General features: G+C 74.3%; 21 protein-coding genes. 7 read left to right on the forward strand and 14 right to left on the reverse strand.

Annotation, left to right across the window (positions count from 1 at the left end; translation table 11 throughout):
- Positions 1-48 precede the first annotated feature (48 nt).
- Entirely contained in the window at positions 49-1,233 is a 1,185-nt protein-coding gene (locus tag ACSHWO_RS22935; RefSeq protein ID WP_438314371.1) for an endonuclease/exonuclease/phosphatase family protein, read from the forward strand.
- Here ACSHWO_RS22935 and nirD read toward each other — a convergent pair.
- The 3 genes from nirD to ACSHWO_RS22950 are packed head-to-tail and all read right to left on the reverse strand — an operon-like array spanning position 1,127 to position 5,336.
- Positions 1,127-1,471: a nitrite reductase small subunit NirD gene (nirD, locus tag ACSHWO_RS22940; RefSeq protein WP_361083819.1), complete on the reverse strand. Its 345-nt coding sequence runs from the start codon at positions 1,469-1,471 to the stop codon at positions 1,127-1,129. The two genes, ACSHWO_RS22935 and nirD, sit on opposite strands and share 107 nt — an antisense overlap.
- A complete protein-coding gene (nirB, locus tag ACSHWO_RS22945; RefSeq protein ID WP_438314374.1) occupies positions 1,468-4,017 on the reverse strand; it encodes a nitrite reductase large subunit NirB in 2,550 nt (849 codons plus the stop codon). The genes nirD and nirB overlap by 4 nt, the downstream gene beginning before the upstream one ends.
- A 2-nt stretch (positions 4,018-4,019) precedes the next feature.
- The gene (locus ACSHWO_RS22950) at positions 4,020-5,336 is read right to left on the reverse strand and encodes an NAD(P)/FAD-dependent oxidoreductase (protein WP_438314377.1); all 1,317 of its coding nucleotides are present in this window, start codon (positions 5,334-5,336) and stop codon (positions 4,020-4,022) included.
- A gap of 248 nt (positions 5,337-5,584) precedes the next feature.
- On the opposite strand from ACSHWO_RS22950, the gene ACSHWO_RS22955 reads away from it, so the two are divergent.
- Positions 5,585-6,352 (forward strand): sulfite exporter TauE/SafE family protein, encoded by a 768-nt coding sequence (locus tag ACSHWO_RS22955; protein WP_438319236.1) that lies wholly within the window; start codon positions 5,585-5,587, stop codon positions 6,350-6,352.
- A 23-nt stretch (positions 6,353-6,375) separates the two neighbouring features.
- Here ACSHWO_RS22955 and ACSHWO_RS22960 read toward each other — a convergent pair whose 3' ends face one another.
- Positions 6,376-7,002 carry a class F sortase gene (locus ACSHWO_RS22960; protein WP_385842116.1) on the reverse strand — a complete coding sequence of 209 codons (627 nt, stop codon included), beginning with the start codon at positions 7,000-7,002 and terminating at the stop codon, positions 6,376-6,378.
- 142 nt (positions 7,003-7,144) lie between these two features.
- Complete coding sequence (locus tag ACSHWO_RS22965; protein WP_438314380.1) at positions 7,145-7,723, reverse strand: hypothetical protein; 579 nt, start codon at positions 7,721-7,723, stop codon at positions 7,145-7,147.
- 258 nt (positions 7,724-7,981) lie between these two features.
- Here ACSHWO_RS22965 and ACSHWO_RS22970 point away from each other — a divergent pair, with 258 nt between their 5' ends.
- Complete coding sequence (locus tag ACSHWO_RS22970; protein ID WP_385842106.1) at positions 7,982-8,464, forward strand: gamma-glutamylcyclotransferase family protein; 483 nt, start codon at positions 7,982-7,984, stop codon at positions 8,462-8,464.
- A gap of 70 nt (positions 8,465-8,534) precedes the next feature.
- Here ACSHWO_RS22970 and dnaG read toward each other — a convergent pair whose 3' ends face one another.
- The 4 genes from dnaG to ACSHWO_RS22990 form a co-directional block, all read right to left on the reverse strand.
- Positions 8,535-10,457 carry a DNA primase gene (dnaG, locus tag ACSHWO_RS22975; RefSeq protein ID WP_385842097.1) on the reverse strand — a complete coding sequence of 641 codons (1,923 nt, stop codon included), beginning with the start codon at positions 10,455-10,457 and terminating at the stop codon, positions 8,535-8,537.
- 33 nt (positions 10,458-10,490) lie between these two features.
- A complete protein-coding gene (locus ACSHWO_RS22980) occupies positions 10,491-11,765 on the reverse strand; it encodes an NAD(P)/FAD-dependent oxidoreductase (protein ID WP_385842094.1) in 1,275 nt (424 codons plus the stop codon).
- 93 nt (positions 11,766-11,858) lie between these two features.
- Complete coding sequence (locus ACSHWO_RS22985; protein WP_438319238.1) at positions 11,859-13,211, reverse strand: deoxyguanosinetriphosphate triphosphohydrolase; 1,353 nt, start codon at positions 13,209-13,211, stop codon at positions 11,859-11,861.
- 63 nt (positions 13,212-13,274) lie between these two features.
- Positions 13,275-13,994: a sirohydrochlorin chelatase gene (locus ACSHWO_RS22990; protein ID WP_438314385.1), complete on the reverse strand. Its 720-nt coding sequence runs from the start codon at positions 13,992-13,994 to the stop codon at positions 13,275-13,277.
- A gap of 434 nt (positions 13,995-14,428) precedes the next feature.
- Here ACSHWO_RS22990 and ACSHWO_RS22995 point away from each other — a divergent pair, with 434 nt between their 5' ends.
- The 3 genes from ACSHWO_RS22995 to ACSHWO_RS23005 all read left to right on the forward strand — a co-directional run bounded on the left by ACSHWO_RS22995 (position 14,429) and on the right by ACSHWO_RS23005 (position 18,219).
- The gene (locus tag ACSHWO_RS22995; protein ID WP_438314387.1) at positions 14,429-15,133 is read left to right on the forward strand and encodes a SanA/YdcF family protein; all 705 of its coding nucleotides are present in this window, start codon (positions 14,429-14,431) and stop codon (positions 15,131-15,133) included.
- A 134-nt stretch (positions 15,134-15,267) separates the two neighbouring features.
- Entirely contained in the window at positions 15,268-16,032 is a 765-nt protein-coding gene (locus tag ACSHWO_RS23000) for a glucose 1-dehydrogenase (protein ID WP_438319240.1), read from the forward strand.
- 105 nt (positions 16,033-16,137) lie between these two features.
- Positions 16,138-18,219, forward strand: a complete 2,082-nt coding sequence (locus ACSHWO_RS23005) for a molybdopterin oxidoreductase family protein (protein ID WP_438314390.1) — start codon at positions 16,138-16,140, stop codon at positions 18,217-18,219.
- A 30-nt stretch (positions 18,220-18,249) separates the two neighbouring features.
- Here the strand turns inward: ACSHWO_RS23005 and ACSHWO_RS23010 are convergent, their stop codons facing one another.
- Both ACSHWO_RS23010 and ACSHWO_RS23015 read right to left on the reverse strand, forming a co-directional pair.
- Entirely contained in the window at positions 18,250-19,269 is a 1,020-nt protein-coding gene (locus tag ACSHWO_RS23010; protein WP_438314393.1) for a nucleotidyl transferase AbiEii/AbiGii toxin family protein, read from the reverse strand.
- Complete coding sequence (locus tag ACSHWO_RS23015; protein ID WP_385842072.1) at positions 19,266-19,856, reverse strand: hypothetical protein; 591 nt, start codon at positions 19,854-19,856, stop codon at positions 19,266-19,268. The genes ACSHWO_RS23010 and ACSHWO_RS23015 overlap by 4 nt, the downstream gene beginning before the upstream one ends.
- Positions 19,857-20,030: 174 nt before the next feature.
- Here ACSHWO_RS23015 and ACSHWO_RS23020 point away from each other — a divergent pair, with 174 nt between their 5' ends.
- Positions 20,031-21,197 (forward strand): RNA polymerase sigma factor, encoded by a 1,167-nt coding sequence (locus tag ACSHWO_RS23020; protein ID WP_385842272.1) that lies wholly within the window; start codon positions 20,031-20,033, stop codon positions 21,195-21,197.
- A 148-nt stretch (positions 21,198-21,345) separates the two neighbouring features.
- Here the strand turns inward: ACSHWO_RS23020 and ACSHWO_RS23025 are convergent, their stop codons facing one another.
- The 3 genes from ACSHWO_RS23025 to ACSHWO_RS23035 form a co-directional block, all read right to left on the reverse strand.
- On the reverse strand, positions 21,346-23,268 hold the full coding sequence (locus ACSHWO_RS23025; RefSeq protein ID WP_385842068.1) for an ABC transporter ATP-binding protein: 1,923 nt from the start codon (positions 23,266-23,268) through the stop codon (positions 21,346-21,348).
- Complete coding sequence (locus ACSHWO_RS23030) at positions 23,265-24,998, reverse strand: ABC transporter ATP-binding protein (protein ID WP_385842060.1); 1,734 nt, start codon at positions 24,996-24,998, stop codon at positions 23,265-23,267. Before ACSHWO_RS23030 ends, ACSHWO_RS23025 begins: the two co-directional genes overlap by 4 nt.
- Before the next feature lie 125 nt (positions 24,999-25,123).
- Positions 25,124-26,578 carry an FGGY family carbohydrate kinase gene (locus ACSHWO_RS23035; RefSeq protein WP_385842051.1) on the reverse strand — a complete coding sequence of 485 codons (1,455 nt, stop codon included), beginning with the start codon at positions 26,576-26,578 and terminating at the stop codon, positions 25,124-25,126.
- Positions 26,579-26,727 lie beyond the last annotated feature (149 nt).

Genomic DNA, 26,727 nt, shown 5'->3' on the forward strand with positions numbered 1-26,727 from the left:
TCACGCGGCACCGAAGCCCGCCCGCCCCCGCCGTCGTGGAGTGCCCCCATGCGCCGTGGTCCCCTGTGCCCCCGCGTGCCCGCGGCCGGCCGGATCACCCCCGCCCCGCTTCCCGCCCTCGCCCCCGTCCTGGCCCTGGCCCTGCTCCTGGCTCTCGCGCTCGCCGGGGCCGCGGTCCCGGAGTCACCCGCCCGCGCCGACACGGTCACCCCCGACGCGGCGCCCGCCCTCCGCTTCGTCAGCTACAACATCTGCGGCAACATGTGCGGCGCCGCCCCGTACGACGACCGGCGGCGGATCGACAGCGTCGTCACCCAGGCCGCGGTCGCCACCTGGAACGCCGACCAGGTCTTCCTCCAGGAGGTCTGCCGCCCCCAGTACGACGAGATCCTCCGCCGGCTCGCCCCGCTCGGCTTCGACGGCTCCTACGCCGCCACCCTCGTGGGCCGGGCGTCCGTCTGCGGCGGCGCCGACTACGGCAACGCGGTCCTGGTGAAGGGGCCGGTCACGGACAGCGTCGCACTCGACCTCACCGTCGGCGGGGAGAGCGAGCCCATCACCGTGCCCTGCGTGCGCAGCCTGCTCCGGGGCCGCGTCAGTTGGGCCTGCTCCGTGCACCTGTACTGGGACGACGGCACGCTCGCCGCCCCCGAAGCGCAGGAGCTGGCTTCCCGGGCCGAGGCCTGGGAGGCCCAGGGCATACCCGTGGTACTCGGCGGCGACTTCAACCACTCGCCGCGCACCAGCATCCTCACGCACTTCTACGACCCGGCCGTCGGCGACGGCGGGCAGGGCGTCTTCCTGGAGGCCGACGAGACCGACACCGACTTCTTCGACCCCGCCGTCTGCACGGCGGGGTCGCCGGCGGGGTCGGACCCGCTGTGCCGCTCGGGCGAGCCCACCTGGAACGAGAAGAAGATCGACTACATCTTCTTCTCCGCCTGCCACTTCACGACCCCCCGGGGCGACTCCCTGCCCCTCGACCCCCTGGTCTCCGACCACCGGATGCTGCGCGGCGCCGCCGCCGCCCGGGCCGACTGCGGCCCCCTCGACAGCCCGGCGGCGGCCGCTCCGCCGGGCAGCCCGTCGCCCGGGCTCGGGACCGGGCCGCCGCGGGTCGGTGCGCCTAGGCCACCGCGGCCGAGGTCACGGCGGTCCGCACCGGATAGGTCCGCACCGACACCTCCTCGTCGTCCAGGCAGCGGCCCGACTCCAGGTCGAAACGCTGCTTGAGCAGCGGCGAGGCCACGAAGGGCTGCCCCTCCACACAGCCGACCAGCCCCCGGGACAGCACCGCCGCACCCGTGAAGGGGTCCCGGTTGTCGATGGCGTACGTCCACCCCGAGCGGCCGAGGAACACCGCGGCCTGGCCGCCGTCGGGCAGCAGCACCGCCACCCCCCGCCCCGGGATCATGTCGGACAGCTCGCACACCGTCAGCCAGCCTTCGTCCACCTGCAGTTCCACGGTCATCGGGTGCCTCCCACGGCTTCCAGCGGCTGCCGGCCGGTCAGGATCGCCAGGTCGGGCTTGACCTGGTCGCGTTCGGGCACGAACCGGACGGTCGGGTCCGGGGCCCCGGGCGCGTTGACGAAGGAGACGAACCGGCGCAGCCGTTCCGGGTCCTCCAAGGTCTCGGCCCATTCGTCGCGGTAGTTCGCGACGTGGTCCGCCATCAGCGCCTCCAGCTCCTCGCACAGCCCGAGGGAGTCGTGCACCACGACGTCCCGGAGGTGGTCCAGGCCGCCCTCCAGCCGGTCCAGCCAGGTGGAGGTGCGCTCCAGCCGGTCCGCGGTGCGGATGTAGAACATCAGGAACCGGTCGATGAGGCGGACCAGTTCGGCGTCGGACAGGTCCTGGGCCAGGAGGTCGGCGTGGCGCGGGACGGCCCCGCCGTTCCCGCCGACGTACAGGTTCCAGCCGTTCGCGGTCGCGATCACGCCGAAGTCCTTGCTCTGCGCCTCCGCGCACTCGCGGGTGCAGCCGGAGACCGCCGACTTGAGCTTGTGCGGGGCGCGCAGGCCCCGGTAGCGCAGCTCCAGGTCGATGGCCATCCGCACGCTGTCCTGGACCCCGTAGCGGCACCAGGTCCGGCCCACGCAGGACTTCACGGTCCGCAGCGCCTTGCCGTACGCGTGCCCGGACTCGAAGCCGGCGTCGACGAGCCGGGCCCAGATCCGCGGGAGCTGGTCCACGCTCGCACCGAAGAGGTCGATGCGCTGCCCGCCGGTGATCTTCGTGTAGAGGCCGAAGTCGCGGGCCACCTCGCCGATCACGATGAGCTTGTCCGGGGTGATCTCGCCGCCGGGGATGCGCGGGACGACCGAGTACGAGCCGTTGCGCTGGAGGTTCGCGAGGAAGTGGTCGTTGGTGTCCTGGAGGGAGGCCTGCTCGCCGTCGAGGACGTACCCGCTCGCGCCGAGGGTGGGGGCGAGCGAGGCGATGATCGAGCCGACGGCCGGCTTGCAGACCTCGCAGCCGTCGCCGCCGCGGGCCCCCTCCCGGCCGTGGCCGTCGAGGAGCTGCTCGTACGAGGTGAGCCGCCGGGTGCGGACGATCTCGTACAGCTCGGCGCGGGTGAACGGGAAGCAGCCGCACAGGCCCTTGTCGGCGGAGGCGGGCAGCAGCTGCTCGATCACCTTGACGCAGCCGCCGCAGCCGGTGCCCGCCTTGGTGCACTTCTTGACCTCGGGGAGGGTGGCGCAGGCGGTGATCGCCTTCTTGGTGACGTTGTGGCAGGAGCAGACGACCGCCGTGTCGGGGAGTGCGGACGGGCCGAGCTGTGCGGCGGGGGACAGCCCCGCGGGCAGCACCAGCTGGTCCGGGCTGACGGGCGGGACGCTGCCGGTGAGCGGCCGCAGCAGCCCGTACGCGTCGGCGTCGCCGACCAGGACCCCGCCGAGCAGCACCCCGTCGGGGGAGACGACCAGCTTCTTGTAGACGCCCGAGCGGGAGTCGGAGTAGACGACGTCGAGGCTGTCCTCGGCCGTGCCGTGCGCGTCGCCGAACGAGGCCACGTCCACACCGAGCAGCTTGAGCTTGGTGGACAGGTCCGCGCCGGTGAACTCCTTCTCCCGGCCCAGCAGGTCCTCGGCGGCGGTCTCGGCCATCTCGTAGCCGGGGGCGACGAGGCCGTACACCCGGCCGTCGGCGGCCAGGGCGCATTCGCCGACGGCGTAGACGCGCGGGTCGGAGGTGCGGCAGCGCGAGTCCACGGCGATGCCGCCGCGCTCGCCGACCGTCAGGCCCGCGTCGCGGGCGAGCTGGTCGCGGGGGCGGACGCCGGCGGAGAAGACGACGAGTTCCGTGTCGACGGTGGAGCCGTCGGAGAGCAGCATTCCGCTGACCCGGCCGTCCCCGCCGGTGAGGACCTCCTGGGTGCCGACACCGGTGTGCACGGTCAGGCCCATGCTCTCGACGGTGCGCAGCAACGCCGCGCCGCCGCCCTCGTCGACCTGTACGGGCATCAGGCGCGGCGCGAACTCCACGATCCGGGTGGCCAGCCCGAGCCCCTTGAGTGCGCCGGCGGCCTCCAGGCCGAGCAGACCGCCGCCGACGACCGCTCCGGACGTGCGGGTCGCGGCGTACTCCTCGATGGCGAGGAGGTCCTCGACGGTGCGGTAGACGAAGCAGCCGGGGGCGTCCTTGCCGGGCACGGGCGGCACGAAGGGGTAGCTGCCGGTCGCCAGGACGAGCACGTCGTACGGGAACACCCGCCCCGAGCGGGAGGTGACGGTACGGGCCTCGCGGTCGATGCTCTCGGCCGGGTCGCCGAGGTGGAGGGCGATCCCGTGCTGCTCCATGAAGCCGGCGGGGACGAGGGAGAGGTCCTGGGGACTGCTGCCGGAGAAGTACGAGGTGAGGTGGACCCGGTCGTACGCGGGCCGGGGCTCCTCGCACAGCACGGTGATCCGGTGCGTGGCGGTGGCTCCGCGCTCGGCGAGCGCCTCCAGGTAGCGCTGGCCGACCATGCCGTGGCCGATGAGCACGATGGCGGGGGTGGGCGTGGATGCGGCCATGATCAGGAGCCTCCGTCGTCGGTGAGCAGGTGGAACAGGTCGGTCAGGACTTCCTCGTCCTCCCAGCTGCGGGCGAGGGCGCCGACGCTGGAGAGCTCGCCGAGGAGGACGCCGCCGACGAGCCGGTCGCCGCGGACGACGACCTTGCGGTAGGTCCGGCGGGTGGCGTCCGAGAGTCGGACCACGTCGTCCCCGGGGAGCGGGGTGGTCTCGCCGAAGGCGGCGAGGTCGAGCGGGCCGGTGCCGCCGGCCGCGAGGGTCAGGCGGGTCAGGGCGCGGGTTCCGGTGTAGCCGGGCGCGGGCGGGGCGGTGGAGGTCAGCAGGGCGGCGAGGGAGTCGGCCTGCTCCAGTGCGGCGCCGGCCAGGCCGTACACCCGCCCGGCGTGCTCGGCGCAGTCGCCGACGGCGTGGATGCGCGGGTCGTCGGTCCGGAGCCGGTCGTCCACGACGATGCCGGTGCGGACGGTGAGCCCGGCGGCCCGGGCCAGGCCGGTACGGGGGCGGACGCCGCAGGCCAGGACGACGAGGTCGGCGTCGAGGCGGTAGCCGTCGGCGAGCTCGACGGCGGTGACCCGGCGGCCGGAGCCGGCGCCAGCGGCGGGACCGGGGTGGGGGGAGGTGCTCAGTCCGCGGACCCGGCACTCGGTGTGGATCTCGATGCCGAGGGTGGTCAGATGGGCGTGCAGCAGCGCCGAGGCCTCCGCGTCGAGCTGGCGTTCCATCAGGCGCTCGCCCTGCTGGGCCAGCACGACCTGGGCGCCCCGCTCGGCCAGCGCGCGGGCCGCGGACACGCCGAGCAGGCCACCGCCGATGACCACCGCGCGCCCGCCCGGCCCGCCCGGCCCGGCCGTCGCGGCCGCCGACAGCGCCAGGCAGTCGTCCATGGTCCGGAACGCGTGGACCCCGTCCGGGAGTTCCCGGTCCTGGCCCTCCCGGGAGGCCGCCCCGGCTCCGGCGGGGCCGCCGGGCTCGAACAGGCCGCGCAGCGGCGGCAGCACGGCGTTCGAGCCCGTGGCCAGGACCAGGGCGTCGTACGGTTCCGCGGTGCCGTCGTCGCACTGCACCGTCCGGGCGGCCCGGTCGATCCGGACCGCTCGCACCCCCCGCCGCAGCGCCGGGCCGGGATCCGGGAGGGCGGCGACCTCCGGCGCGTACCGCCCTGCGAGGACCTCGGCGAGCAGCACCCGGTTGTACGGGACGTGCGTCTCCTCGCCGAGGACGGTGACCCGCACGGCCGGGCTCGCGCCCAGCCGCTGCGCGAGCCTGAGGCCCGCGAGGCCGCCGCCGATCACCACCACGCGCTGCTGCTCCGAGGTCATGACACGAGCGTGCGGGGAGGCTGTTTCCCCTCGGCATCGCGCTTGTTACCCGAACGGAACGCCCACCTCAGCGCGCGGGCCGGCGGGCGGTGAGGCTCCCAGGGCCCCGGTCCGGGCCGCCGGCGCGGGCACCGGGGCCGGCGGCGGGGCCGGCGTCGGGACACGGGCGAAGCTCAACCTTTGCGCAAGTTTCCGGGGATCGATGGCCGTTGCACCGAACCAGTCCTTAGGGTCGTCGTGTGCCTGACATGTCAACGACCATGCTCATCGTCCTCTGCGCGGCCGCCGCCGCGGCCGGCTGGATCGACGCGGTGGTGGGCGGCGGCGGACTGCTGCTCCTGCCGGCCCTGCTGCTCGGCCTGCCCAACGCCCACCCCGCAACGGTGCTCGGCACCAACAAGGCCGTCGCCGTCGTCGGGACCACGGGTGCTGCCGTGGCGTACGCGCGCAAGGCGCCGGTGGACGTGGGACTCGCCGTCCGGATCGGTCTGGCGGCCCTTGCCGGATCCATGGGCGGCGCCGCGCTGGCCGGCGGGATCAGCAAGGACGCCCTGCGCCCGATGATCATGCTGGTGCTCCTGGTCGTCGGCGCGTTCGTCGCCTTCCGGCCCGCGTTCGGCGCCGCGCCGGCGGCCGCCGCGGTCAGTCGGCAGCGGGTACTGCTCGCCATCGGGCTCGCCGGGCTCGGCATCGGTTTCTACGACGGGCTCATCGGCCCCGGGACGGGTACCTTCCTGGTCCTCGCCCTGACCGCGCTGCTCCACCTGGACCTGGTCACCGCCTCGGCGACCGCCAAGATCGTCAACGTGTGCACGAACGTGGGCGCGCTCGCGATGTTCGCCTACCAGGGCATGGTGCTGTGGCAGCTGGCCGCCCTGATGGCGGTCTTCAACCTGGCCGGCGGCATGATCGGGGCGCGGATGGCGCTGAAGAAGGGGAGCGGTTTCGTCCGCGGGGTGCTGCTGACCGTGGTCGGGGCCCTCGTGGTCAAGCTCGGCATCGAGCAGTGGGGCTGAGGGCACCGTCCGCGTCCGGACCGTCAGTACGTGCCCGTCAGGTGGGCGAAGACGACCACGTTCCCCCGGTATCCGGTCCGGGGCGAGAAGCCCCCGCCGCAGGTGATCACCCGCAGCTCGGCGCGCGGTGAGGGCCCGTACACGCGCGCGTCCGGGAAGTGCTGCGCGTCGTACACCTCGACCGCGTGGACGGTGAACACGGCCGTCCGTCCGTCCGCGCGCGGTACCTCCACGGTCGCCCCGCGGTGCAGCGCGCCCAGCCGGTAGAACACCGCCGGCCCGGAGGCGTGGTCCACGTGCCCGACGACGACCGCCGTGCCCACGGCGCCCGGGGTGGTGCCGTCCCGGTACCAGCCCGCCAGGTCGCGCCGGGCCGGCGGCGGCACTTCGAGACTCCCGTCGCGGGCCAGGCCGAGCCCGGTCAGCGGGGCGTCCACCCGGATGGACGGGATCCGGATCCGGGTCGGCGGGGATCCGGCCAGCGGGTCGATGCTGCCCGGGTAGTGCGCCTGCCCGCTGCCGCTCAGGGCCTCGGCGGGGGAGGGCAGCGGGGGCCCGACCGGCTCGCCGGAGCCGGTGCCGACGAGCCAGATGCCGATGCAGGCGGTGAGCGCGACGAGCCCGCCGCGGCCGGCCTGGCTGGCGCCCATGCAATGCCCCCTTGGTGTACGGCCGTGTACGGCGGCCCTGCGTGTGAGCCGTCGCCCGGCCCCGCGAACGGGGGGACCTCGCGGGGCGGGCGACGGGGGGCGGTACCGGTCGGACCGCGGCCGCAGCCGCGGTGGGCGCCCGTCAGCTCCGCGTGCCGCTCGCCCGGCGACGCAGGAGCCAGGTACCGCCGACGGCGGCCGCGGCCAGCAGGGCCGCTCCCGCCGTGATCCGGACGGGGTTCGCGGTGGTGGTCGTCCCACCACCCACCCCGGTTGCCACGTGGCCCTGCGGGCCGCGTGCGGTGACGACCAGGTCTCCGCTGGCGTACTTCCCGTCGGTGCAGGTCGCGCCGATGCTGTACGTGCCCGGTCGGGTGTCGCGGGCGACCTGGAACTGCCCGACGACCACCTCCTCGTGGGTGCCGGGCACCAGCCTGAAGCGGCCGCCGCCGACCATGGTGGCGTCGCCGTCGGCGCGCCCGCCCGGCCCGCAGGCCGTGGTGTTGGCGGTGACCGTGCCCCCCGGGGCGGCCGACGTGGGCCAGACCTCCAGTACGGCGAAGTCTCCCGGGGCGGAGCCGGGCCTGGCGGGGCCCGCGGCGGCGGTCCCGCGCGCGGCCCCGCTCGCAGTGCCACCCGCGACCGCACCGGCGACCGGGCCGGCGAACGCGGCGGCGGTGAGCGCGGTGACGGTGAGCACGTGGGCGGTGCGACGGCGCATGGCGGCTCCCGGGGCAATGGCTCCTGGCGACACGGGGTCGTGGAGACACGAGGTCGTGCTCCCGTGGTACCCCCTCCGCGCGGGCCGCCGCCTGCTGATGCCGCGTCAGCCGAGTCGACGCGGTCGGTGTTCCCGCAGCTCATGGCCCGCGATGCGGCCGACCGGGGGACCGGGCCCGTCCGGGTGACGGCGGTGCGTACCGTGGAGGGGCCCGGGGGAGGTCCGGGACCAGGTCCGGGGAGACGAGACGGAGGGCCCGTGACATCAGCGATCGGCGGAGGTGGCGGCGGCCCGGTGGGCGCCGAGCTGCCCTTCTTCGTGTACGGGACCCTGCGGCCCGGCGAGGTCAACCACGCCCTGTTCCTGCGCGGCCGCACCGCGGCCGAGGACCCCGCCCGGCTTCCCGGCGCGCTGCTGTACGACGGCCCCGGCTACCCGTACGCCGTCCGGCAGGAGGGGGCGGAGGTCGTGGGCGAGCTGATCACCGCGGCACCGGGCGCCTACGCGACGTTGCTGGCCGAGCTGGACCGGCTGGAGGAGTTCCACGGCCCCGGCCTGCCGGTGAACGTGTACGACCGGGTCCGCTGCGACGCGGTCCGTCCGGACGGCACGCGCACACCCGCCTGGGTCTACCTGGCGGCCCCGCCGCTGGCCCGCAGGCTGCGCGCGTCGGGCACGGAGATACCCGGCGGGGACTGGCTCGGCCGCCGGCCGCCGGGCAGGCCCCTGCCGCCGGGCTGACCGCGCCCGGGCCGACCCCGCCCGCGCCCGGACCGTACGGCCCGGGCCGCAGCGACCGCTCCCGAGGTGGTTACAGCCCCTCGGCGCCGCGGTTGCGCAGCCGCTGCCCGTACTGCTGGAGGACCCACAGCTCTTCCTGGACCGCCGCCAGCTGCTCCGGCGGCGCCTGTACGCCCAGCCGGGCCATGGTGCCGGTGATCTCGTGGACCCGGCGGTCGACCGCGCGCAGTCGGACCTGGACCAGCTGGACCCCGGCGTAGGCCTCGTCGACCGTCCGGGAGCGGATGGCCTCCACCGCCAGTTCGGTGACCAGCGCCCGGACGGTGTCGTTCGGCGCCGCGGCACGGACCCGGGCCAGGTAGTCGTCGCCGCCGAGCGAGACGCCGCCCGCGTCCAGGATCGCCTGGCGGACCGCCCCGTACGGCGGGGCGGTGAACTCGTCCACCCCGTACGCGTCGAACGCCGGCGAGACCAGCTCGGGCCGCTGCAGGGCCAGCTTGAGCAGCTCGCGCTCCGTCACGTGGACCGGGTTGCGCAGGTTGAGCGCGGGACCGCCCGCGGGGGCGGCCGGCGCCTGCACGGCCTCGTACGGGCGTCCCGCGGCGGTGGCCGGAGGCCGGGCAGACCGGTCCCCGGCGCCCGGCCGCCCGCCGCGCTCGCGCGCCCAGCGGGCCAGCTGCGCGACCCGCTTGACCACGAACTGCTCGTCGCGGATGCCGAGCATGCCCGCCAGCTGGACCGCCGACTCGTGCTGGATCGCGATGTTCTTGATGTTGGCGACGATCGGGGCGGCCTCGTCGAGGGCGGCCGCGCGGCCCGCCGGGTTCTCCAGGTTGTGCCGGGCCACGATGTGCCGCAGCGCGAACTCGAACAGCGGGGTGCGGGACTCCACCAGCGCGGACACGGCCCCGTCGCCCTGGGCCAGGCGCAGGTCGCAGGGGTCCATGCCGCCCGGGGTGATGGCGATCGAGGTCTCGGCGGCGAACTTCTGGTCGTCCTCGAAGGCGCGGAGCGCGGCCTTCTGACCGGCCGCGTCACCGTCGAAGGTGAAGATCACCTCGGCGGTGGCGTTGTCCATCAGCAGCCGGCGCAGGATCTTGACGTGCTCGCCGCCGAAGGCGGTGCCACAGGTCGCGATCGCGGTGGTGACCCCGGCCAGGTGGCAGGCCATCACGTCGGTGTAGCCCTCGACGACCACCGCCCGCGAGGTCCGCGCGATCTCCTTCTTCGCCAGGTCGATGCCGTACAGCACCTGGGACTTCTTGTAGATCGGCGTCTCGGGCGTGTTCAGGTACTTGGGACCGTTGTCGTCCTCGCGCAGCTTGCGCGCGCCGAAGCCGACCACCTCGCCGCTGATGTCGCGGATCGGCCACATGAGCCGGCCGCGGAAGCGGTCGATGGGCTTGCCGCTGCGGCTGTCCTGGGACAGGCCCGAGGTGATCAGCTCGCGGTCGGTGAAGCCCTTGCCGCGCAGGAAGCGGGTCAGGTGGTCCCAGCCGGCCGGGCTGTAGCCGACGCTGAAGTAGGTGGCCGCGGCCTGGTCGAAACCCCGCTCGGCCAGGAACCTGCGGGCGATCTCCGCCTCGGCACCGTTCAGCTGGTCGATGTAGAACTGGGCGGCCGCCTTGTGGGCCTCGACCAGCCGGATCCGCTCGCCGCGGCCGCTGGTGCCCGCGGTGTAGCCGCCCTCCTCGTAGCGCAGGGTGATGCCCGCCTGGGCGGCCAGCCGTTCGACCGCCTCCGAGAACGACAGGTGGTCGATCTTCATGATGAAGTCGAGGGTGTCCCCGCCCGCCTGGCAGCCGAAGCAGTGGTAGAGGCCCTTGCTGGGGCTGACCTGGAAGGACGGGGACTTCTCGTCGTGGAAGGGACACAGTCCCTTGAGGTTGCCGCCGCCGGCGTTGCGCAGCTGCAGGTAGTCGGAGACCACGGCGTCGATCGGGACCGCGTCCCGTACCGCCTTCACGTCGTCGTCGTTGATCCGTCCTGCCACCCGTGAAGTCTACGGCCGGCCGCGGGAAAACCCTCAGGCGCCCCGGCCCGCCACCAGCGAGCTGAGCGGAACCGACGGATCCGCGAGGGCCTCGCGGTTGACCTGCGCCTTCGAGCTGATCAGGGCCTGAATGTCGTCCGTGACGTCCCACACGTTCACGTTCATACCGGCCAGCACACGCCCGTCCGACAGCCAGAACGCGATGAACTCCCGCTTGGCCGCGTCGCCGCGGATGAGGACCTGGTCGTAGCCGCCCGCCGGGGCGTACCCCGAGTACTCCAGGCCGACGTCGTACTGGTCCGAGAAGAAGTACGGCACCCGGTCGTAGCTGATCTCCTGCCCGAGCATGGACCGCGCGGCGGCCGGGCCGCCGTTGAGGGCGTTCGCCCAGTGCTCGACGCGCAGCCGGGTCCCCAGCAGCGGGTGGTGGGCGGCCGCCACGTCCCCGACCGCGTAGATGTCCGGGTCCGACGTGCGCAGCGAGGCGTCCACGGCGATGCCGCCGCCGTGTTCCCGGTCGACGAGCGCCAGGCCGGAGGTCTCGGCCAGCGCCGTGCGCGGGGCGGCGCCGATCGCGGCGAGCACCGCGTGCGCCGGGAGCTCCTCACCGCTGTCCGTGCGGGCGGCGAGCACCATGCCGTCGTGCCCGACGATCTCGGTGAGGCGCGTCTCGAAGTGGAAGCGGACGCCGTGCTCGGCGTGCAGGTCGGCGAAGAGGCGGCCGATCTCCGGCCCGAGCACCCCGTGCAGCGGGGTGGCCAGCGGCTCGACCACGGTGACCTCGGCCCCGTACTCGCGGGCGGCGGCGGCCACCTCCAGGCCGATCCAGCCGGCGCCCGCGATGAGCAGGTGCCCGTTGTCCCGGCCGAGGCCGGCCAGGACCGCCCGCAGCCGCTCGGCGTGCGCCAGCCGGCGCAGGTGGTGCACCCCGGCCAGGCCGGTGCCCGGGATGTCCAGGCGGCGCGGTTCGGCCCCCGTGGCGAGCAGCAGCTTGTCGTAGTGCAGGGCGGTGCCGTCGCCGAGGACGACCTTCTTCGCCTCCCGGTCGAGGTGCACCGCGGGCTGGCCGAGGTGCAGCTCGACGTCGGCGCGGGCGTACCAGGACGCCTCGTGGACGAAGACGCTGTCGCGCTCCTCCTTGCCCTGGAGGTAGCCCTTGGACAGCGGGGGCCGTTCGTACGGGTGGTCGCGCTCGTCGCCGATCAGGATCACCCGCCCCGTGAACCCCTCGGAGCGCAGCGTCTCCGCCGCCTTGGCTCCGGCCAGACCCGCGCCCACGATGACGAACGTCCGGTGTGCGTCGACCACCTGATGCCTCCTCATAGCCTCACCGCCACTTGCGACCACATGCGAGCGTCCCGCACCGAGCCTGCCGCGTGAAGGGGGAGTGGCCCGATCGGATCACCCTTCGGTGCGGTGGGTGCGGCGGGTGAGCCGGGCGTGCAGGGAGCGCGCCGATGCGTCGGTCAGGCACGCGATCTGGTCGATGACGGCGCGTTTGCGGGCCTTGTCGTCCGGGGCCCCGTCGAAGATCGCACGGAACTGGGGGTCGAGGCCCTCGGGCGCGCGGGCGAGCAGCGCCTCGGCGAGTTCGGCCAGGACGATGCGCTGGTCGGCGCGCAGCCGCTCCTGCTCGTCGCGCTGTATCACGTACAGGTCGGCGACGGCCTTGAGGACCGCGCACTCGTTGCGCGCCTCGCGCGGCACGACCAGCTCGGCCGCGTACCGGGTCAGCCGGCCCGAGCCGTACGTCGCACGGGTGGCGCCCTCGGCGGCCAGGCAGAACCGGCCGATCAGCTGGCTCGTGGCGTCCTTCAGACGGGCCTGGGCGACGGCCGAGCCGTCGTAGCCGTGCGGCCACCACTCCTGCTCCATCAGCCGGTCGAGGGCCTCGCGCAACTCCTCCGGGTCGGTGTCGGCGGGGACGTACCGGCCGATGGCGACCTGCCGGATCGCGGCGCGCTCCGGCTCGGCGAACAGCAGGTTGGGGTCGATGTGCCCGGCGTGCAGCCCGTCCTCGAAGTCGTGGACGGAGTACGCGACGTCGTCCGACCAGTCCATGACCTGGGCCTCGAAGCACTTGCGGCCGGCGGGCGCGCCGCGGCGCAGCCACGCGAAGACGGGCAGGTCGTCCTCGTACGCGCCGAACTTGACCGAGTCGGGGTCGGCGGGGTGGCCGCCGCGGGCCCAGGGGTACTTGGTGGCGGCGTCCAGGCAGGCCCGGGTGAGGTTGAGGCCGACGCTGACGGCACCACCGGTCGCCGGATCGGCCGTGAACCGCTTCGGCTCCAGGCGGGTCAGCAGGCGCAGCGACTGCGCGTTGCCCTCGAAGCCGCCGCAGTCCTTGGCGAACTCGTTCAGCGCCTCCTCGCCGTTGTGCCCGAAGGGCGGGTGGCCCATGTCGTGCGAGAGGCAGGCCGCTTCCACCAGGTCGGGATCACAGCCGAGAGCCGCGCCGAGCTCGCGGCCGACCTGGGCGCACTCCAGGGAGTGCGTCAGGCGGGTGCGGGGGCTGGCGTCCCAGTCGTACGAGCGGCTGCCCGGCGTGACGACCTGGGTCTTCCCGGCGAGGCGGCGCAGCGCGGCCGAGTGCAGCACGCGGGCGCGGTCGCGCTGGAAGGCGGTCCGGCCCGGGCGCTTGTCGGGCTCGGGGGCCCAGCGCTCGGTGTCGGCAGCGGAGTAGGGGCCTGCGGGTCCCCCGGTGCCTGCGGGGTCGGCGGGGTCGTGCGGACGGACGGGTGAGGTGCCTGCCATGCCTTCCATGCTCCGACGGTAACCGCAGACGCCGACAATCCGAGGAATCCGGCCCGCCCGTCCTCAGGCGGTGGCGAGTTCCAGCGCGGTCCCGGCCGTCGGGGCGGCCAGGGCCTGGTCGTAGCGCCGCAGGACGAGGCGGGCCAGGGCCGGGTGGGCGCCGAGCGGGGCGGCCGCCGGACCGGTCGCGGCGGCGGCGCCCTGCGCGGCGAAGCGGCCCGGCGCGGTGAAGTACGAGGCCACGGCGACCCGGTGGTGGCCGCGGGTGGCCAGGGCGCGGACCGCGTCGGGCACGGCGGGCGCCGCGGCGGAGGCGTAGGCCGGGACGACGGCCGTCCCGCCGAGGCGCTCGGACAGCAGGGTGGCGGTGCGCCGGGTGTCGGCCGCCGCGTCGGGGTCGCGGGAGCCGGCCGCGGCGAGCACGACGGCGGTGTGGGCGTCCGGGTTCCAGCCGGCCTCCAGGAGGCGCTCGTACAGGGCCTCGACGAGCAGCGGGTGCGGGCCGAGCGGGGCGGCGACGCGGGCGTCGGCGTGCCGGGCCGCGGCCGCGGGCAGGTCCCGCTTGACGTGGTACCCGCGGCCGAGGAGGAGGGGGACGAGGACGGCCGGGCCGGGGGTCCGCCGCAGCGTGTCGGCGAGCAGCGGCCGGTTCAGCTCGACGTGGCCGAGCCGGACGTCGAGGCGGGGGCGCAGTTCGCGGATCCGCTCGACCAGGGCCTGGACGGTGGGGAGGGCGCGCGGGTCGCGGCTGCCGTGGGCGACGGCGACGAGGGTGGGCTGCATGCGTGGACTCCGTGGGACCGGGCCCCCGGCGGTCGCAGTCCGCGCAGCTGCGTGCCGAGTTGGGCGGTGATCCGGGTCAGCAGCTCAGCGGCCGTGGCGGCGGGAAGCGGGAGGGATGGGGACTCGGGAGGGTGCACCGGCTCCGTCATGAACCGATCCTGCGGGGTGCAGGTTGCAGGGGCGTTGCGCCGGGATGACGGGTGTTTTCAAGCTGCTCACTCGGTCATTCGCACGAGTGAAAGAGGGGATGGGGGGAACCCGGGCCGCGGACTCGATCGTCAATCTGTGCGAACGGTGTGTGCGGAGGACCGCGGGACACCCGGACAGGGCACGCGGACAGACGTCCGGGGCGAGCGCGGCTGGGGGGACAGGACATGAGGGCCACGGGGACCATGAGGACCACGAGGACGACGGGGAGCACGGGGAGGACGGGGATGTGGGACCGGGCGGTGCGGGCGACGGCGCTGCTGCGGCCGCGGCTGCCGCGCGGGGTGCGCGGCCGGCGGCGGGCCGTGCAGGCGGTGATGGCGGGTTGCGTGCTGGCCCTGCTGCCGTCGACGTGGACGCACGCGGTGGCCGCGGACCGGCTGGGCGGCACGGCGGACGCCCCGTCGGCCGAGGTGGCGGTGGTGTTCGGGGCCGGGCTGTGGAACGGCAGACCGACGCCGTACCTGGCCCGCCGGCTCGACGCGGCCGTGGAGCTGTACCGCGCCGGCAAGGTCAAGGTCGTCCTCGTCACCGGCGACAACAGCCGCACCGAGTACGACGAGCCGGGCGCGATGCGGACCTACCTCACGGGCCACGGGGTGCCGGACGCGCACATCGTCAGCGACTACGCCGGATTCGACACGTGGGACTCCTGCGTCAGGGCCCGGGAGATATTCGGGGTCGAGCGGGCGGTGCTGATCAGCCAGGGCTTCCACATACGCCGGGCCGTCGCCCTGTGCGAGACGGCGGGCCTGGACTCGTACGGGGTCGGCGTGGACGACGAGCACGACGCGACCTGGTACTACGGCGGCACCCGCGAGGTGTTCGCGGCGGGCAAGGCGGCCCTGGACGCGGCTTTCAAGCCCGAGCCGCACTTCCTCGGGCCGAAGGAGCAGGGCGTGCCCCGGGCCCTCGGCGCTCTGCGAGACTGACGCGGCGCTGTCGGCCGGGCCGCTGCCGGTGACCACGGCCGCGGAGCCCGCGCCGGGCGGCCGCGGGCCGGCGGGGGCGAAGTCGGGCGGGTGCGAGGCCGGTTCGGGCGAGGACAGGGGTGGGAAGCGTGGCAGTGGTGGATCTGAGCGGCAAGGTCGTGGTGGTCACCGGCGGGGCCCGGGGGCTGGGCGCGGCGGCGGCGCGGGCCGTCGTGGAGGGCGGCGGCCGGGTGCTGATCACCGACGTGCTGGAGGCGGAGGGTGCGCGGACGGCCGCGGAGCTCGGCGGCGCGGCGCGGTTCCTGCGGCACGACGTCACCAGCGAGGCCGACTGGCAGGCCGCCCTCGGCCACGCCGTGGCCGAGTTCGGCCGGCTCGACGGGCTCGTCAACAACGCGGGCATAGCCACCGGCACGCTGCTGGAGGAGGAGAGCGTCGAGCACTTCCGCCGGGTCGTCGAGACCAACCTGGTCGGCGTGTTCATCGGCATCCGGACCGCGGTCCCGCTGCTGCGGGCGAACGGTGGCGGCTCCATCGTGAACGTCTCCTCCGCGGCCGGCCTCACCGGCATGGCGCTCACCGCCGGGTACGGGGCCTCCAAGTGGGGTGTGCGCGGGCTCTCCAAGATCGGTGCGGTGGAGCTCGCCGAGGCGGGGATCCGGGTCAACTCGGTCCACCCCGGCATGACGATGACGCCGATGACCGCCGAGATCGGCATCAGGTCCGGCGCGGGCAACTTCCCCGGCGCCCCGCTGGGCCGGGTCGGAGCGCCCGAGGAGACGGCCGCCGCGGTGGCCTTCCTGCTCTCCGACGCCGCCGCGTACGTCACCGGCGCCGAGCTGGCGGTCGACGGCGGCTGGACGGCGGGTCTGACCGTGCGGAACCTGACCGGGCAGTGACGCCCGGGCCCTCACCGGGCGGCGGCGGCCGCGCTGAGGTGCCCGTACAGCAGGTGTAACCGTCAGGTGGCGGCCCGCGTAACACCACCGCCGCACGCTGGCACCATGCACACGCCCGGGACCGCCACCGCCACGCACTGCCCGTACTGCGCGCTGCAGTGCGGCATGAAGCTCCGCCCCACTCCGGAGGGGGCGGACCCGGCAGCGGTGGAGGAGCGGGCCGACTTCCCCGTGAACCGGGGCGCGCTGTGCGGCAAGGGCCGCACCGCCCCCGCCGTGCTCTCCTCCCGGGTGCGACTGACCGAGCCGCTCGTCCGCACCCACGCGGGGCAGCTCGAACCGGCCACCTGGGAGGAGGCCCTCGACGCCGTCGCCGCGGGCCTCGCCGGCACCCGGCGCACCCACGGCCCGGACGCGGTCGGCGTCTTCGGCGGCGGCGGGCTGACCAACGAGAAGGCGTACGCGCTCGGCAAGTTCGCCCGCGTCGCCCTCGGCACCTCGCAGATCGACTACAACGGCCGCTTCTGCATGTCCTCGGCCGCCGCCGCCCACCAGCGGGCCTTCGGCCTGGACCGCGGGCTGCCGTTCCCGCTGGAGGACGTCCCGCGGACCGGGTGCGTGGTCCTCGTCGGCTCCAACCTCGCCGAGACCATGCCGCCCGCCCTGCGCTACCTCACGGAGCTGAAGGCCAACGGCGGCACCCTGATCGTCGTCGACCCGCGCCGCACCCGCACCGCGGAGCAGGCCGACCTGCACCTGGCTCCCCGCCCCGGTACGGATCTCGCCCTCGCGCTGGGCCTGCTGCACCTGGTCGTCGCCGAGGGCCACACCGACGAGGAGTTCATCGCCGCGCGCACCACCGGCTGGGAGGAGGCCCGCGCTGCCGCGATGGCGCACTGGCCGGAGCTGGTCGAGCGGATCACCGGCGTCCCCGTGCCGAAGCTGCGGGAGGCCGTCTCGCTGTTCTGCACCCCGTCCTCCGCGATGGTCCTCACCGCCCGCGGGCCGGAGCAGCAGTCCAAGGGCACCGACACCGTCGGCGCCTGGATCAACCTGTGCCTGGCCACCGGCCGCGCCGGCCGCCCCCTCTCCGGCTACGGCTGCCTCACCGGCCAGGGCAACGGCCAGGGCGGCCGCGAGCACGGCCAGAAGGCCGACCAGCTCCCCGGCTACCGCAAACTGGCCGACCCGGCCGCCCGCGCCCACGTCGCCGGGGTGTGGGGCATCGACCCCGACAGCCTCCCGGGCCCCGGCCGCAGCGCCTACGAACTCCTCGACGCCCTCGGCACCGACGTCCGGGCCCTGCTCCTGATGGGCTCCAACCCGGTGGTGTCGGCCCCCCGCGCCGCGCACGTCGAGGAGCGCATCCGCGCCCTGGACTTCCTGGCCGTCGCGGACGTCGTCCTCTCCGAGACCGCGGCCCTCGCCGACGTGGTCCTGCCCGTCACGCAGTGGGCGGAGGAGACCGGCACCACCACCAACCTGGAGGGCCGCGTCCTGCTGCGCCGCCGCGCCCTCACCCCGCCGCCGGGCGTCCGCAGCGATCTGGAGGTCCTGCACGGCCTGGCGGCCCGCCTCGGCGTCGAGAAGGGCTTCCCGACCGCCCCCGAGGAGGTCTTCGAGGAGCTCCGGCGGGCCTCTGCCGGCGGCCCGGCCGACTACTCGGGCATCTCCTACGCCCGCATCGAGAGCGAGCAGGGCGTCTTCTGGCCCTGCCCCGAGGGCTCCGCGGGGCAGCCGCGGCTCTTCCTGGAGCGGTTCGCCACCGACGACGGCCGCGCCCGCTTCGTGCCCGTCTCCCACCGCGATGCGGCCGAGGTCCCGGACGCCGCATACCCGTTCCTGCTCACCACCGGCCGGGTGGTCGCCCAGTACCAGTCGGGCGCCCAGACCCGCCGCGTCGACGAGCTGAACGCGGCCGCCCCCGGCGCGTTCGTGGAACTCCACCCGCGCCTGGCGGCCCGTATCGGCGTGGCCGACGGCGACCCGCTCGCGGTCACCTCCCGCCGCGGCCGCGCCGTCGCCCCGGCCCGCATCACGGACGCCATCCGCGCCGACACGGTCTTCATGCCGTTCCACTGGCCGGGCGAGGGCCGCGCCAACACCCTGACCAACCCGGCCCTGGACCCCGTCTCCCGCATGCCGGAGTTCAAGGTCTGCGCGGTCCGCGTCGAACCGGTGCGCTAGCCGCCACCACCGCCCGCGCCGGCCGGGCGCTCACGAACCGTCCTGGGTGAAGACCGGTTCCAGGGCGGCCGTCAACCGCTCCGCGAGGCTCCGCTCGTCGACGCGGAGCCCCGGGTACTCCTGGCGGAAGCCGCTCCAGTCGACGTGGGCGAAGGCCGCGAACACGTCGGGCGTGAACCGCGCCGTACGTCCCTGCTCCTCGAACTCGCCGGACAGCCGGAACACCTCCTCCACCAGCGCGCGCGAAGGGGTACGGCCCTCCGCCAGGAGCACCGCGTCGTAGAGGTCCTTGCCCTGCGGGTACAGGTCCCCGGCGAGCCACATCAGCTTCCACGCGAGGGACAGTTCCCGGGTGGCGCCGAGCAGCGCCACCCCGGCCGCCTCCACCGGCTCGGCGGGAACCGGCAGCGGCTCGTTGAAGACGAAGTCCAGCTGCACCTGCCCGCCGGGCAGCCCGGGTGCGGTCCAGGGCAGCACCAGCCGCCGGCCCGGGACGCGCTCGTACGTCCAGATGTACTCGGACACCGCCTCCTCGGCCGGCATGTCCAGCCCTTCGGCCGGATGCCCGGCCCGATCTCCGGCCAGATCACCGGCCAGGCGCTCGGCGGCCGCCGCGATGTCGCCGAGCATGCGCCCGGTGCGGTCCTCCTCGATCCGCCAGTCGGCGGGGACCACGACGAAGTCCAGGTCGTGCGGCTCCCGAGCGGCGGCCCCGAACCACTGCGCCATCAGCATGCTGCCGCGCAGCACCAGCGACGGCGCCCACCCGGAGGCGTGGACGGCGCGCAGGCCGACCGCCATCGCGGTGCGCCGCGCCCCCAGCCAGGCCTCGCGGACCGCCGGGTCCCCGATCGCCGGATCCAGCGGCCGGTACGCCTCGGCGAAGTGCTTCAGCGCCGGATCGAACGTCACCGCGGACGGGGCCTGCGGCCCCACGCCCGCCAGCAGGGTGCGCGGCGGTGAAGCCCCGCGCCGCCTCCTCTCCTCGGCCGGCTCCGCCGGGTCGTCCGGTCCGCCCGGGATCGACGGCTCCCACGGCGTGCCGCTCATGCGGCCACCCCCTCCTCGATCCACCCGTCGTCCACCGACAGGTCGCTGTCGTGCAGCACGAACTCCCTTTCCTGCGCGCGGATGTCGTACCCGGCGGCCGTCAGCGCGGCGGCCAGCGCGTCGCAGGCCCGGCCGGCCCCCGCCGCCCCCGCGGGGCCCCGGTACCGCTGGGTGACGAACCGCTCGTGGCTCCCGCCGTCCTGCGCCGCGCGCCGGGCGTTCCACGACAGGTGCGCCCCGTGCGGGGTGACGAGGGCCTCCAGGGAGGCCCGGTCGAAGCCGGCGGGGAGCAGCAGCTTGAGGTGGTGCTCGAAGTAGCCGCCGCCCGGGCCCGGTCGGTCCGTGGTCCACGGGACGGTCTCCACCTTGACCCGGACCGGGTCGAAGCCGGCCGCCCGCAACAGCGGTACCAGGGCCTCGTGGCCGTCGCGGTCGGGCAGGGTCAGCATCGGCTGCGACACCATGCGGCCGCGGGCCAGCACGATGTGGGTCACCTTCAGGCCCCGGGCGCCGGCCCAGGCGTGGAGTCGTGCCAGCTCTGCCGCGTCCGGGCAGTGCAGCGTGACATGGGTTTCGTACGCGGACATGCAGGCGATCCTGTCGTACATGCGTCCGGTCCGCATCGGCGTTCCCCCCGGCGGGTAACCATCCGGTCACGCACCGGGCTCAGAAAGTGCCCGCATGCCCCTCGTGGCGACGATGTGTCGTACCCCACACTGAGGTGCGGTGCCACCGTCCTCGGAGCCCTGGAGGTCGCCCCCGTGCAGACCCGGATCCTGACCGTCAACGTGAGCCCGCCCGTCCCCGCCGTCGCGGCCCAGGCCCCGGAGGGCGGGGAGCCCGAGGCCGATCCCGAGCCCGGGACGGATCCCCGGACGGAGCCCGGGCCCGGCACCGGGCAGGAGGCCGAGGCCGAGGCCGAAGCCGCGGACGAGGACGGCGACGAGCCCGAGGTGCTGGAGCTGATCGAGCAGGTGCCCGAGCAGCGCCGGCGCGCCGACGGCCCCGCCGGGACGGGGCCCTCGGCCGACCTGTTCCGCCAGTACCTGCGCGAGATAGGCAGGATCCCGCTGCTCAGCGCCGCCGAGGAGGTCGAGCTCGCGCGGCGCGTCGAGGCCGGGCTGTTCGCCGAGGAGAAGCTGGGCAACACCCCCGACCTGGACCTGGGGCTCGCCCTCGACCTGGACAAGCTCGTCGTCATGGGACGGATGGCCAAGCGGCGCCTGATCGAGTCGAACCTCCGGCTCGTCGTCTCCGTCGCCAAGCGGTACGTGGGCCGCGGCCTGACGATGCTGGACCTCGTGCAGGAGGGGAACCTCGGCCTGATCCGGGCCGTTGAGAAGTTCGACTACACGCGCGGCTACAAGTTCTCCACCTACGCCACCTGGTGGATCCGGCAGGCGATGTCGCGGGCCCTCGCCGACCAGGCCCGCACCATCCGCGTCCCCGTCCACGTGGTGGAGCTCATCAACCGCGTCGTGCGCGTCCAGCGGCGCATGCTCCAGGAACGCGGTTACGAGCCCACCGCCGAAGAGGTGGCCGTCCACCTGGAACTGACGCCGGAGCGGGTGCGGGAGGTGCTGCGCCTCGCGCAGGAGCCGGTCTCGCTGCACGCGCCGGTCGGCGAGGAGGAGGACGTCGCCCTCGGCGACCTGATCGAGGACGGGGACGCGGCCTCGCCCATGGAGTCCGCAGCCTTCTTCCTGCTGCGCGAGCACCTGGAGGCGGTCCTGTCGACCCTCGGCGAGCGGGAGCGCAAGGTCGTCCAGCTGCGGTACGGGCTGGCCGACGGCAGGCCCCGCACCCTGGAGGAGATAGGGCGCATCTTCGGCGTGACGCGCGAACGCATCCGCCAGATCGAGTCCAAGACCCTGGGCAAGCTGCGCGACCACGCCTTCGCCGACCAGCTCCGCGGCTACCTCGACTGACGGTCGGCCCCGCGAACGGCGGGGGCGGGACAGGCCCGGCTCCGCCGGATCCCGCCCGTGGGGGCGGGACAGGCCCGGCTCCGCCGGATCCCGCCCCGCCCCCACGCGCGTACCCGCGCCCGCGTCCCGCGATCCGGGCCGCGTCCGGTCAGTCGACCTCGGCGACCGCCTGCGCGAACTGCGCCGTGTACAGCCGCGCGTACGCGCCCGACGCCGCCAGCAGCTCCTCGTGCGCGCCCTGCTCCACGATGGAGCCGTTCTCCATCACCAGGATCACGTCCGCGTCCCTGATCGTGGAGAGCCGGTGCGCGATCACGAAGGACGTGCGGCCGTGCGCGAGCCGCGCCATCGCCTTCTGGATCAGCACCTCGGTACGGGTGTCCACGGAGCTGGTCGCCTCGTCCAGGACGAGGATCACCGGGTCCGACAGGAACGCCCGGGCGATGGTGATCAGCTGCTTCTCGCCCGCACTGACCCCCGCACCCTCGTCGTCCAGGACGGTGTCGTAGCCGTCCGGCAGGGTGCGGACGAACCGGTCGGCGTGCGCGGCCCGCGCCGCCTCCTCGATCTCGGCGCGGGTGACCTCGCGCGAGGCCCCGTACGCGATGTTCTCCGCGATCGTGCCGCCGAACAGCCAGGTGTCCTGGAGCACCATGCCGATGCCGCCGCGCAGCTCCTCGCGGGTCATCTTCGCGATGTCCACGCCGTCGAGCGCGATCCGGCCGCCGGTGACCTCGTAGAACCGCATGAGCAGGTTCACCAGGGTGGTCTTCCCGGCGCCCGTCGGACCGACGATGGCGACGGTCTGGCCGGGCTCGACGGTCAGCGACAGGTTCTCGATCAGCGGCTTGTCCGGCTCGTAGCGGAAGGCCACCTTGTCCAGCGTGACCTGGCCGCGCAGCTTCTCCGGACGCTCCGGAACCGCGACGTCCGGCTCCTGCTCCTCGGCGTCGAGCAGCTCGTACACCCGCTCCGCCGAGGCCACCCCGGACTGCACCAGGTTCGCCATCGACGCGACCTGCGTCAGCGGCATCGAGAACTGGCGCGAGTACTGGATGAAGGCCTGCACGTCACCGATCGACAGGCTGCCCGAGGCCACCCGCAGACCACCGACGACCGCCACCAGCACGTAGTTGATGTTCGATATGAAGAACATCACCGGCTGCATGATGCCGCTGACCAGCTGCGCCTTGAACGAGGCCCGGAACAGCGCCTCGTTCTGCTCGGCGAAGACGGCCGCGGACTCCTTCTGCCGGCCGAAGACCTTCACCAGGGTGTGGCCCGAGTACATCTCCTCGATGTGCGCGTTGAGGGCACCCGTGGACTTCCACTGCGCCACGAACTGCGGCTGCGACTTCTTGCCGATCTTCGCGGCGACGACCACCGACACCGGGATCGTCACCAGCGCCACCAGCGCCAGCAGCGGCGAGATCCAGAACATCATCGCGAGCACGCCGACGATCGTCAGCAGCGAGTTCAGCAGCTGCCCCATCGTCTGCTGGAGCGTCTGCCCGACGTTGTCGATGTCGTTGGTGGCCCGGCTGAGCACCTCGCCGCGCTTCTGCCGGTCGAAGTACGACAGCGGCAGCCGCGCCAGCTTGTCCTGGAGCTCCTCGCGCATCCGGTACACGGTGCCGTTCATGATGTGGTTCGACAGCCGCGTCGCCACCAGCATCAACAGGCCCGCCAGGACGAAGACCGCCAGCGCCCAGAGCGCCACGACCCCGACGGCACCGAAGTCGATGCCCTCACCGGGGGTGAACTCGGTGCCGGACAGCATGTCCGCCATGCCGTCCTCGCCCTTGGCGCGCAGCCCGTCGAGCGCCTGCTCCTTGGTGATCCCGGCCGGCATCTGCCGGCCGACGATCCCCGCGAAGACGAGGTCGGTGGCGTTGCCGAGGATCTTGGGGCCGATCACCGTGCAGACGACGCTGCCGAAGACCGCCGCGACCATGCCCCACAGCTTGGCCCGGTCCTGTGCGAGCTGCCGCAGCAGCCGCTTGCCCGAGCCCTTGAAGTCCAGGGACCGTTGGGCCGGTCCCGCCATCATCCGTCCTCCGGGCCCGCTCATGCGGCCTCCGCCTCCGTCAGCTGGGAGAGCACGATCTCCCGGTAGGTCTCGTTGCCGGCCATCAGCTCCTGGTGGCGTCCCTCGCCCACGACCCGGCCCTCGTCGAGCACGATGATCCGGTCGGCGTCGCGGATCGTCGAGACCCGCTGGGCGACGATGACCACCGTCGCGTCCTGCGTCTCGCGGGCGAGCGCCGCGCGCAGCGCCGCGTCCGTGGCGTAGTCCAGGGCCGAGAAGGAGTCGTCGAACAGGTAGATCTCCGGGCGCTGCACCAGCGTGCGGGCGATGGCCAGGCGCTGGCGCTGGCCGCCGGAGACGTTCGTACCGCCCTGGGTGATCGGGGCGTCCAGGCCGCCTTCGAGCGCGGAGACGAACTCCGCGGCCTGCGCGACCTCCAGAGCGCGCCAGAGGTCCTCGTCGGTGGCGTCGGGGGACCCGTAGCGCAGGTTGGACGCGATCGTCCCGGAGAACAGGTACGGCTTCTGCGGCACCAGGCCGACCGTCCTGGCCAGCAGTTCGGGGTCGAGCCGGCGGACGTCCTCGCCGTCGACCAGGACGTGGCCGCCCGTCGCGTCGAACAGCCGCGGCACCAGGCCCAGCAGCGTGGACTTGCCGCTGCCGGTCGAGCCGATGACCGCGGTGGTCTCGCCGGGGCGGGCCACCAGGTCCACCCCGCGCAGCACGGGCGCCTCGGCACCCGGATAGCGGAAGTCGGCGCCGCGCAGCTCCAGCACCCCGGTCCGGGAGAGCTCGGTCACCGGCTCGGCGGGCGGGACCACGCTGGAGTCGGTGTCGAGGACCTCCTGGATGCGCTCGGCGCAGACCTCGGCGCGCGGCACCATCATGAACATGAACGTGGCCATCATCACGGACATGACGATCTGCATCAGGTAGGCGAGGAAGGCCGTCAGCTGGCCGATCTCCATACCGCCGCTGTCGATCCGCATCGCGCCGAACCAGATCACGGCGACGCTGGAGATGTTCACGACCACGATCACCGTGGGGAACATCAGCGCGAGCAGCCGGCCCGAGGCGAGCGACACGTCGGTCAGCTCGGTGTTGGCGCCGCGGAAGCGGCCCTTCTCGTAGTCGTCGCGGACGAACGCGCGGATCACCCGGTTGCCGGTGATCTGCTCGCGCAGCACCCGGTTCACGACGTCGAGGCGCTGCTGCATCGAGCGGAACAGCGGGCGCGTCTTCCAGACGATCGTGCCGACGGACAGGCCGAGGACGGGCACCACGGCCAGCAGGACGCCCGACAGCTTCACGTCGAGCGAGAGCGCCATCGCGATGCCGCCGATGCACATGATCGGCGCCGAGACCATCAGGGTGAAGGTCATCAGCACCAGCATCTGGACCTGCTGCACGTCGTTCGTCGTACGGGTGATCAGAGACGGCGCGCCGAACTGGCCGAGCTCCCGGGCGGAGAAGCTCTGCACCCGGCCGAAGACGGCGGCGCGGACGTCGCGGCCGAACGCCGCGGAGGTCCGGGCGCCGTAGTAGACGGCGCCGGCGTTGCAGCCGAGCTGGACGAGGGAGACACCGAGCATCAGCGCGCCGAAGCGCAGGATGTAGCCGGTGTCGCCGTGGACGACACCCTTGTCGATGATGTCCGCGTTCAGCGTGGGCAGGTAGAGGCTCGCGCTGGTCTGGAGCAGTTGCAGCAGCACCAGCAGGACGATGGGTTTGCGGTACGGACCCAGATGGGTCCGCAGAAGTCGTATGAGCACGCGCAGGCTCCGGTCGGCACGGTCGAGGGGGGCAACCCATCTTCGGCCACCTGTGCGTGCAAACCCCACCGGTTTTCGCAAAGCCCGGACAAAAGGAGGAGGGGGTCCTAGGCCCCCGCACGGTCCTACGACTGGAAGGCGCCCGGGTGGATCTGCTCCCGCGTCGCGATGTACTGCTGGCGCACCGCCTGCCAGGCCGGGTAGTCCTCGCCCGGCTCGAAGACCTGCGCGGCCGGCGCCGGCCACACCGGCGGGGTGTGCGGGGCCAGCGTCCCCCGCTGCACCCCGAGCGCCCAGGCCGCCTGGCGCGCCGCGCCCAGCGCCGCGTAGTCGGCGGGTGCCGGTACGACGACCTGCGTACCGAACAGCCCGGGGGCCGCCACCTGGACGGCGGGCAGCTCGGCCGCCGCGCCCAGCAGGAACACCCGGCGGACCTCGACCCCGCGCAGGCGCAGCACGTCGAGCGCGTCGGCCAGCCCGCACAGCATGCCCTCGAAGGCGGCCCGCGCCAGGTGCTCCGGCTTCATCGAGTCGCGCCGCAGCCCGGACAGGGTGCCCGCGGCGTGCGGCAGGCCGGGCGTGCGCTCGCCCTCCAGGTACGGCAGGAGGACGAGGCCGTGCGCGCCCGGCGTCGACTTCAGCGCCAGGTCGGACAGCCCCTCCAGATCGGTGCCCAGCAGGTCGGAGGTGCCCCGCAGGGCCCGTACCGCGTTGGAGGTGTTCACCACCGGCAGGTGCATGCCGCTGCCGTCGGCGAGGGAGGTGACCAGGCCGCTCGGCTCCTGCACGGCCGAGTGGTGGACGGCCATCACGGAGCCCGAGGCGCCCAGCGACACCACGGCGTCCCCGGGGGCCAGGCCCAGGCCGAGCGCGGCGGCCATGGTCTCCCCGGTGCCGGCGGAGATCAGCAGCCCCTCCGGGGTCATCCCGGCGGCCTCGGCCGGCGCGAGGACCTCCGGCAGCAGCGCCGTGTGGCCGAGCGCCAGCTCGACCAGGTCGGGGCGGTAGCCGCCGGTCGCCGGCGACCAGTAGCCGGTCCCGGAGGCCCCGCCGCGGTCGGTGGTGCGCCGGGCGGGCCGGCCCAGCAGCTGCCAGACCAGCCAGTCGTGCGGGGACATCAGCACCGCCACCCGGCGGGCGGCGTCGGGCTCGTTGCGGGCCAGCCAGGCGAGCTTGGCCACCGGCTGTGCGGAGTGCGGGACGGAGCCCACGGCCTCGGCCCAGGCCTGCCGGCCGCCGAGGGCCTCGACGAGGTCGGCGGCGGCGACCTGGCCGCGCTTGTCGTTGCCGACGAGGGCAGGGCGGACGAGGGCGCCCTGCGCGTCGAGGGGCAGCAGCGCGTGCTGCTGCGCGGAGACGCCGATGGCCTGGACGCCTTCGAGGAGGCCGCCGCCGGCGGCTTCCCCGAGGGAGAGCAGCCAGGCCTGGGGGTCGGTCTCGTGGGGGTGGATGCCCTCCGGGTCACCCGCGGGCTGCGGATGGGGCGCGTAGCCCTGGCGCAGTACGGCACCGGTGTCGGCGTCGCACACGACGATGCGAGTGAAGGCGGAAGAGCTGTCCAGCCCGGCGACTATCCCCATACGGAGAATTCTGCCGCACGGAAGGCCCGGATCCGCCGTCCCGGCGGGCGGCGGATCCGGCATGGCCGCAGCGGCGAACCGGCCCCGGAGCGGCGGTGAACCGCGGCGCGAACCGCGGCGTGAACCGGGGTGGACCGGCGGACCGGACG

The organism is Streptomyces pallidus (ex Mingjun et al. 2026), from assembly GCF_051550185.1.
Classification (GTDB): domain Bacteria; phylum Actinomycetota; class Actinomycetes; order Streptomycetales; family Streptomycetaceae; genus Streptomyces.

What these genes read in the sequence shown, in the direction of transcription:
- ACSHWO_RS22935 (WP_438314371.1), top strand. Translation starts at nt 49, where the DNA reads ATGCGCCGTGGTCCCCTGTGCCCCCGCGTGCCCGCGGCCGGCCGGATC.
- nirD (WP_361083819.1), bottom strand. Translation starts at nt 1,471, where the DNA reads ATGACCGTGGAACTGCAGGTGGACGAAGGCTGGCTGACGGTGTGCGAG.
- nirB (WP_438314374.1), bottom strand. Translation starts at nt 4,017, where the DNA reads ATGGCCGCATCCACGCCCACCCCCGCCATCGTGCTCATCGGCCACGGC.
- ACSHWO_RS22950 (WP_438314377.1), bottom strand. Translation starts at nt 5,336, where the DNA reads ATGACCTCGGAGCAGCAGCGCGTGGTGGTGATCGGCGGCGGCCTCGCG.
- ACSHWO_RS22955 (WP_438319236.1), top strand. Translation starts at nt 5,585, where the DNA reads ATGTCAACGACCATGCTCATCGTCCTCTGCGCGGCCGCCGCCGCGGCC.
- ACSHWO_RS22960 (WP_385842116.1), bottom strand. Translation starts at nt 7,002, where the DNA reads ATGGGCGCCAGCCAGGCCGGCCGCGGCGGGCTCGTCGCGCTCACCGCC.
- ACSHWO_RS22965 (WP_438314380.1), bottom strand. Translation starts at nt 7,723, where the DNA reads ATGCGCCGTCGCACCGCCCACGTGCTCACCGTCACCGCGCTCACCGCC.
- ACSHWO_RS22985 (WP_438319238.1), bottom strand. Translation starts at nt 13,211, where the DNA reads ATGGCAGGCACCTCACCCGTCCGTCCGCACGACCCCGCCGACCCCGCA.
- ACSHWO_RS22990 (WP_438314385.1), bottom strand. Translation starts at nt 13,994, where the DNA reads ATGCAGCCCACCCTCGTCGCCGTCGCCCACGGCAGCCGCGACCCGCGC.
- ACSHWO_RS22995 (WP_438314387.1), top strand. Translation starts at nt 14,429, where the DNA reads ATGTGGGACCGGGCGGTGCGGGCGACGGCGCTGCTGCGGCCGCGGCTG.
- ACSHWO_RS23005 (WP_438314390.1), top strand. Translation starts at nt 16,138, where the DNA reads ATGCACACGCCCGGGACCGCCACCGCCACGCACTGCCCGTACTGCGCG.
- ACSHWO_RS23010 (WP_438314393.1), bottom strand. Translation starts at nt 19,269, where the DNA reads ATGAGCGGCACGCCGTGGGAGCCGTCGATCCCGGGCGGACCGGACGAC.
- ACSHWO_RS23015 (WP_385842072.1), bottom strand. Translation starts at nt 19,856, where the DNA reads ATGTCCGCGTACGAAACCCATGTCACGCTGCACTGCCCGGACGCGGCA.
- ACSHWO_RS23025 (WP_385842068.1), bottom strand. Translation starts at nt 23,268, where the DNA reads ATGAGCGGGCCCGGAGGACGGATGATGGCGGGACCGGCCCAACGGTCC.
- ACSHWO_RS23035 (WP_385842051.1), bottom strand. Translation starts at nt 26,578, where the DNA reads ATGGGGATAGTCGCCGGGCTGGACAGCTCTTCCGCCTTCACTCGCATC.